Raw genomic sequence first — 5,463 nt, 5'->3', positions numbered from 1 at the left:
CTAGACCTTTAGCAGCAAGGTCCATATCTGACTTTTTGTTAACGTATTTAGCCACATAGAAACCAACAGCCATATAACTGGTAGCTTTAAGCGGCTCACCTTTAGCATCAACAGGCCACAACCAACCAGAACGTGAAAAAGCGTCCTGCGTGTAGCGAACTGCGATGGGCATACTGTAACCATAAGGCCACGTATTTTGCAAGCTATTTAACTGGCGGCGATTGCGTACCCGACGACCAAAATTAGGGTCAACGCTACCTGTAGGAAGTGTCCGCATAAAGTGCACCGCATGGAAATGAAGACGGCCATTAGCTGTACCATACTCAGGCACACAAAAATACTGATAGCAGTCGGCGTGTGAATCATTAGCCTTGCGACCCTCGGCAGCAAGAACCATACGACCAATATCACGAAAATAGTCACGCAAAGCATTGGGATTATCATAAAACGCCTCTAATCGGTCGTCAGCCAACGTGAGAGTGTCAAAAACGATAAACCAACCATCAGCATGAGCCTGTCGCATTGCATTCATCAAACGCTGAATAGCAAAGCCTCTACGCGATTTCATAGTGGAGGCCTCCAGCAATCTTGAACACTCATCCTTAATACCTTTCTTTTTGGGGTAATTATACTCATCGCGAATATCCTTAAGAGGGCGTTCAGCAGCCAGCTTGCGGCAAAACTGCGTAACCGTCTTCTCGTTCTCTAAAAACCATTTTTCGTCCCCTTCGGGGCGGTGGTCTATAGTGTTATTAATATCAAGTTGGGGGAGCACATTGTAGCATTGTGCCAATTCATCCATTAACTTCTCAGTAACAGATACAAACTCATCACGAACGTCAGAAGCAGCCTTATGGCCGTCAACATACATATCACCATTATCGAACTCAACGCCCTGCATACGAAAAGACAGAATCTCTTCCAAGAGCTTGATGCGGTTATCCATCTGCTTATGGAAGCCAAGCATTGGGGATTGAGAAAGAGTAGAAATGCCACAAGCCTCAATAGCAGGTTTAAGAGCCTCGATACGCTCAAAGTCAAAATAATCAGCGTGACATTCAGAAGGGTAATAAGAACGAACCATAAAAAAGCCTCCAAGATTTGGAGGCATGAAAACATACAATTGGGAGGGTGTCAATCCTGACGGTTATTTCCTAGACAAATTAGAGCCAATACCATCAGCTTTACCGTCTTTCCAGAAATTGTTCCAAGTATCGGCAACAGCTTTATCAATACCATGAAAAATATCAACCACACCAGAAGCAGCATCAGTGACGACATTAGAAATATCCTTTGCAGTAGCGCCAATATGAGAAGAGCCATACCGCTGATTCTGCGTTTGCTGATGAACTAAGTCAACCTCAGCACTAACCTTGCGAGTCATTTCTTTGATTTGGTCATTGGTAAAATACTGACCAGCCGTTTGAGCTTGAGTAAGCATTTGGCGCATAATCTCGGAAACCTGCTGTTGCTTGGAAAGATTGGTGTTTTCCATAATAGACGCAACGCGAGCAGTAGACTCCTTCTGTTGATAAGCAAGCATCTCATTTTGTGCATATACCTGGTCTTTCGTATTCTGGCGTGAAGTCGCCGACTGAATGCCAGCAATCTCTTTTTGAGTCTCATTTTGCATCTCGGCAATCTCTTTCTGATTGTCCAGTTGCATTTTAGTAAGCTCTTTTTGATTCTCAAATCCGGCGTCAACCATACCAGCAGAGGAAGCATCAGCACCAGCACGCTCCCAAGCATTAAGCTCAGGAAATGCAGCAGCAAGATAATCACGAGTATCCTTTCCTTTATCAGCGGCAGACTTGCCACCAAGTCCAACCAAATCAAGCAACTTATCAGAAACGGCAGAAGTGCCAGCCTGCAACGTACCTTCAAGAAGTCCTTTACCAGCTTTAGCCATAGCACCAGAAACAAAACTAGGGACGGCCTCATCAGGGTTAGGAACATTAGAGCCTTGAATGGCAGATTTAATACCAGCATCACCCATGCCTACAGTATTGTTATCGGTAGCAAGCACATCACCTTGAATGCCACCGGAGGCGGCTTTTTGACCGCCTCCAAACAATTTAGACATGGCGCCACCAGCAAGAGCAGAAGCAATACCGCCAGCAATAGCACCAAACATAAATCACCTCACTTAAGTGGCTGGAGACAAATAATCTCTTTAATAACCTGATTCAGCGAAACCAATCCGCGGCATTTAGTAGCGGTAAAGTTAGACCAAACCATGAAACCAACATAAACATTATTGCCCGGCGTACGGGGAAGGACGTCAATAGTCACACAGTCCTTGACGGTATAATAACCACCATCATGGCGACCATCCAAAGGATAAACATCATAGGCAGTCGGGAGGGTAGTCGGAACCGAAGAAGACTCAAAGCGAACCAAACAGGCAAAAAATTTAGGGTCGGCATCAAAAGCAATATCAGCACCAACAGAAACAACCTGATTAGCGGCGTTGACAGATGTATCCATCTGAATGCAATGAAGAAAACCACCATTACCAGCATTAACCGTCAAACTATCAAAATATAACGTTGACGATGTAGCTTTAGGTGTCTGTAAAACAGGTGCCGAAGAAGCTGGAGTAACAGAAGTGAGAACCAGCTTATCAGAAAAAAAGTTTGAATTATGGCGAGAAATAAAAGTCTGAAACATGATTAAACTCCTAAGCAGAAAACCTACCGCGCTTCGCTTGGTCAACCCCTCAGCGGCAAAAATTAAAATTTTTACCGCTTCGGCGTTATAACCTCACACTCAATCTTTTATCACGAAGTCATGATTGAATCGCGAGTGGTCGGCAGATTGCGATAAACGGTCACATTAAATTTAACCTGACTATTCCACTGCAACAACTGAACGGACTGGAAACACTGGTCATAATCATGGTGGCGAATAAGTACGCGTTCTTGCAAATCACCAGAAGGCGGTTCCTGAATGAATGGGAAGCCTTCAAGAAGGTGATAAGCAGGAGAAACATACGAAGGCGCATAACGATACCACTGACCCTCAGCAATCTTAAACTTCTTAGACGAATCACCAGAACGGAAAACATCCTTCATAGAAATTTCACGCGGCGGCAAGTTGCCATACAAAACAGGGTCGCCAGCAATATCGGTATAAGTCAAAGCACCTTTAGCGTTAAGGTACTGAATCTCTTTAGTCGCAGTAGGCGGAAAACGAACAAGCGCAAGAGTAAACATAGTGCCATGCTCAGGAACAAAGAAACGCGGCACAGAATGTTTATAGGTCTGTTGAACACGACCAGAAAACTGGCCTAACGACGTTTGGTCAGTTCCATCAACATCATAGCCAGATGCCCAGAGATTAGAGCGCATGACAAGTAAAGGACGGTTGTCAGCGTCATAAGAGGTTTTACCTCCAAATGAAGAAATAACATCATGGTAACGCTGCATGAAGTAATCACGTTCTTGGTCAGTATGCAAATTAGCATAAGCAGCTTGCAGACCCATAATGTCAATAGATGTGGTAGAAGTCGTCATTTGGCGAGAAAGCTCAGTCTCAGGAGGAAGCGGAGCAGTCCAAATGTTTTTGAGATGGCAGCAACGGAAACCATAACGAGCATCATCTTGATTAAGCTCATTAGGGTTAGCCTCGGTACGGTCAGGCATCCACGGCGCTTTAAAATAGTTGTTATAGATATTCAAATAACCCTGAAACAAATGCTTAGGGATTTTATTGGTATCAGGGTTAATCGTGCCAAGAAAAGCGGCATGGTCAATATAACCAGTAGTGTTAACAGTCGGGAGAGGAGTGGCATTAACACCATCCTTCATGAACTTAATCCACTGTTCACCATAAACGTGACGATGAGGGACATAAAAAGTAAAAATGTCTACAGTAGAGTCAATAGCAAGGCCACGACGCAATGGAGAAAGACGGAGAGCGCCAACGGCGTCCATCTCGAAGGAGTCGCCAGCGATAACCGGAGTAGTTGAAATGGTAATAAGACGACCAATCTGACCAGCAAGGAAGCCAAGATGGGAAAGGTCATGCGGCATACGCTCGGCGCCAGTTTGAATATTAGACATAATTTATCCTCAAGTAAGGGGCCGAAGCCCCTGCAATTAAAATTGTTGACCACCTACATACCAAAGACGAGCGCCTTTACGCTTGCCTTTAGTACCTCGCAACGGCTGCGGACGACCAGGGCGAGCGCCAGAACGTTTTTTACCTTTAGACATTACATCACTCCTTCTGCACGTAATTTTTGACGCACGTTTTCTTCTGCGTCAGTAAGAACGTCAGTGTTTCCTGCGCGTACACGCAAGGTAAACGCGAACAATTCAGCGGCTTTAACCGGACGCTCGACGCCATTAATAATGTTTTCCGTAAATTCAGCGCCTTCCATGATGAGACAGGCCGTTTGAATGTTGACGGGATGAACATAATAAGCAATGACGGCAGCAATAAACTCAACAGGAGCAGGAAAGCGAGGGTATCCTACAAAGTCCAGCGTACCATAAACGCAAGCCTCAACGCAGCGACGAGCACGAGAGCGGTCAGTAGCAATCCAAACTTTGTTACTCGTCAGAAAATCGAAATCATCTTCGGTTAAATCCAAAACGGCAGAAGCCTGAATGAGCTTAATAGAGGCCAAAGCGGTCTGGAAACGTACGGATTGTTCAGTAACTTGACTCATGATTTCTTACCTATTAGTGGTTGAACAGCATCGGACTCAGATAGTAATCCACGCTCTTTTAAAATGTCAACAAGAGAATCTCTACCATGAACAAAATGTGACTCATATCTAAACCAGTCCTTGACGAACGTGCCAAGCATATTAAGCCACTTCTCCTCATCCAACGCGTCAGTTTTTGACAGAATCGTTAGTTGATGGCGAAAGGTCGCAAAGTAAGAGCTTCTCGAGCTGCGCAAGGATAGGTCGAATTTTCTCATTTTCCGCCAGCAGTCCACTTCGATTTAATTCGTAAACAAGCAGTAGTAATTCCTGCTTTATCAAGATAATTTTTCGACTCATCAGAAATATCCGAAAGTGTTAACTTCTGCGTCATGGAAGCGATAAAACTCTGCAGGTTGGATACGCCAATCATTTTTATCGAAGCGCGCATAAATTTGAGCAGATTTGTCGTCACAGGTTGCGCCGCCAAAACGTCGGCTACAGTAACTTTTCCCAGCCTCAATCTCATCTCTCTTTTTGCGTTCTGCTTCAATATCTGGTTGAACGGCGTCGCGTCGTAACCCAGCTTGGTAAGTTGGATTAAGCACTCCGTGGACAGATTTGTCATTGTGAGCATTTTCATCCCGAAGTTGCGGCTCATTCTGATTCTGAACAGCTTCTTGGGAAGTAGCGACAGCTTGGTTTTTAGTGAGTTGTTCCATTCTTTAGCTCCTAGACCTTTAGCAGCAAGGTCCATATCTGACTTTTTGTTAACGTATTTAGCCACATAGAAACCAACAGCCATATAA

At 44.6% G+C, this 5,463-nt stretch carries 9 protein-coding genes; all 9 read right to left on the bottom strand.

Annotated elements, in window-relative coordinates:
* Positions 1-1,084: replication endonuclease (locus PNO31109_RS22520; RefSeq protein WP_001476984.1), on the bottom strand; the 1,084-nt coding region annotated here is incomplete at its 3' end.
* A 63-nt stretch (positions 1,085-1,147) separates the two neighbouring features.
* Complete coding sequence (locus PNO31109_RS22515; RefSeq protein ID WP_000466547.1) at positions 1,148-2,134, bottom strand: Minor spike protein; 987 nt, start codon at positions 2,132-2,134, stop codon at positions 1,148-1,150.
* Between the two features lie 8 nt (positions 2,135-2,142).
* Positions 2,143-2,670: a hypothetical protein gene (locus PNO31109_RS22510; RefSeq protein WP_000487867.1), complete on the bottom strand. Its 528-nt coding sequence runs from the start codon at positions 2,668-2,670 to the stop codon at positions 2,143-2,145.
* Positions 2,671-2,780: 110 nt separating this feature from the next.
* Positions 2,781-4,064: a major capsid protein gene (locus PNO31109_RS22505; RefSeq protein ID WP_000065572.1), complete on the bottom strand. Its 1,284-nt coding sequence runs from the start codon at positions 4,062-4,064 to the stop codon at positions 2,781-2,783.
* A 36-nt stretch (positions 4,065-4,100) separates the two neighbouring features.
* Positions 4,101-4,217: a phage DNA packaging protein J gene (locus PNO31109_RS22500; RefSeq protein WP_000033471.1), complete on the bottom strand. Its 117-nt coding sequence runs from the start codon at positions 4,215-4,217 to the stop codon at positions 4,101-4,103.
* Positions 4,217-4,675 (bottom strand): scaffolding protein D, encoded by a 459-nt coding sequence (locus tag PNO31109_RS22495; RefSeq protein ID WP_000084700.1) that lies wholly within the window; start codon positions 4,673-4,675, stop codon positions 4,217-4,219. Before PNO31109_RS22495 ends, PNO31109_RS22500 begins: the two co-directional genes overlap by 1 nt.
* A complete protein-coding gene (locus tag PNO31109_RS22490) occupies positions 4,672-4,911 on the bottom strand; it encodes a phage DNA packaging protein C (RefSeq protein ID WP_016670801.1) in 240 nt (79 codons plus the stop codon). Before PNO31109_RS22490 ends, PNO31109_RS22495 begins: the two co-directional genes overlap by 4 nt.
* Complete coding sequence (locus PNO31109_RS22485) at positions 4,844-5,014, bottom strand: bacteriophage K family protein (protein ID WP_002253904.1); 171 nt, start codon at positions 5,012-5,014, stop codon at positions 4,844-4,846. Before PNO31109_RS22485 ends, PNO31109_RS22490 begins: the two co-directional genes overlap by 68 nt.
* On the bottom strand, positions 5,014-5,376 hold the full coding sequence (locus PNO31109_RS22480; RefSeq protein ID WP_000436966.1) for a hypothetical protein: 363 nt from the start codon (positions 5,374-5,376) through the stop codon (positions 5,014-5,016). Before PNO31109_RS22480 ends, PNO31109_RS22485 begins: the two co-directional genes overlap by 1 nt.
* Between the last annotated feature and the right edge of the window lie 87 nt (positions 5,377-5,463).

This window comes from Pandoraea nosoerga (assembly GCF_902459585.1).
Lineage (GTDB): Bacteria > Pseudomonadota > Gammaproteobacteria > Burkholderiales > Burkholderiaceae > Pandoraea > Pandoraea nosoerga.
This window is presented reverse-complemented; position numbering and strand designations above follow the sequence as displayed.

Bases quoted from the DNA above. Each gene is read 5' to 3' on its own strand.
- PNO31109_RS22515 (WP_000466547.1), bottom strand. From the start codon at position 2,134: ATGTTTGGTGCTATTGCTGGCGGTATTGCTTCTGCTCTTGCTGGTGGC.
- PNO31109_RS22510 (WP_000487867.1), bottom strand. From the start codon at position 2,670: ATGTTTCAGACTTTTATTTCTCGCCATAATTCAAACTTTTTTTCTGAT.
- PNO31109_RS22505 (WP_000065572.1), bottom strand. From the start codon at position 4,064: ATGTCTAATATTCAAACTGGCGCCGAGCGTATGCCGCATGACCTTTCC.
- PNO31109_RS22500 (WP_000033471.1), bottom strand. From the start codon at position 4,217: ATGTCTAAAGGTAAAAAACGTTCTGGCGCTCGCCCTGGTCGTCCGCAG.
- PNO31109_RS22495 (WP_000084700.1), bottom strand. From the start codon at position 4,675: ATGAGTCAAGTTACTGAACAATCCGTACGTTTCCAGACCGCTTTGGCC.
- PNO31109_RS22485 (WP_002253904.1), bottom strand. From the start codon at position 5,014: ATGAGTCGAAAAATTATCTTGATAAAGCAGGAATTACTACTGCTTGTT.
- PNO31109_RS22480 (WP_000436966.1), bottom strand. From the start codon at position 5,376: ATGGAACAACTCACTAAAAACCAAGCTGTCGCTACTTCCCAAGAAGCT.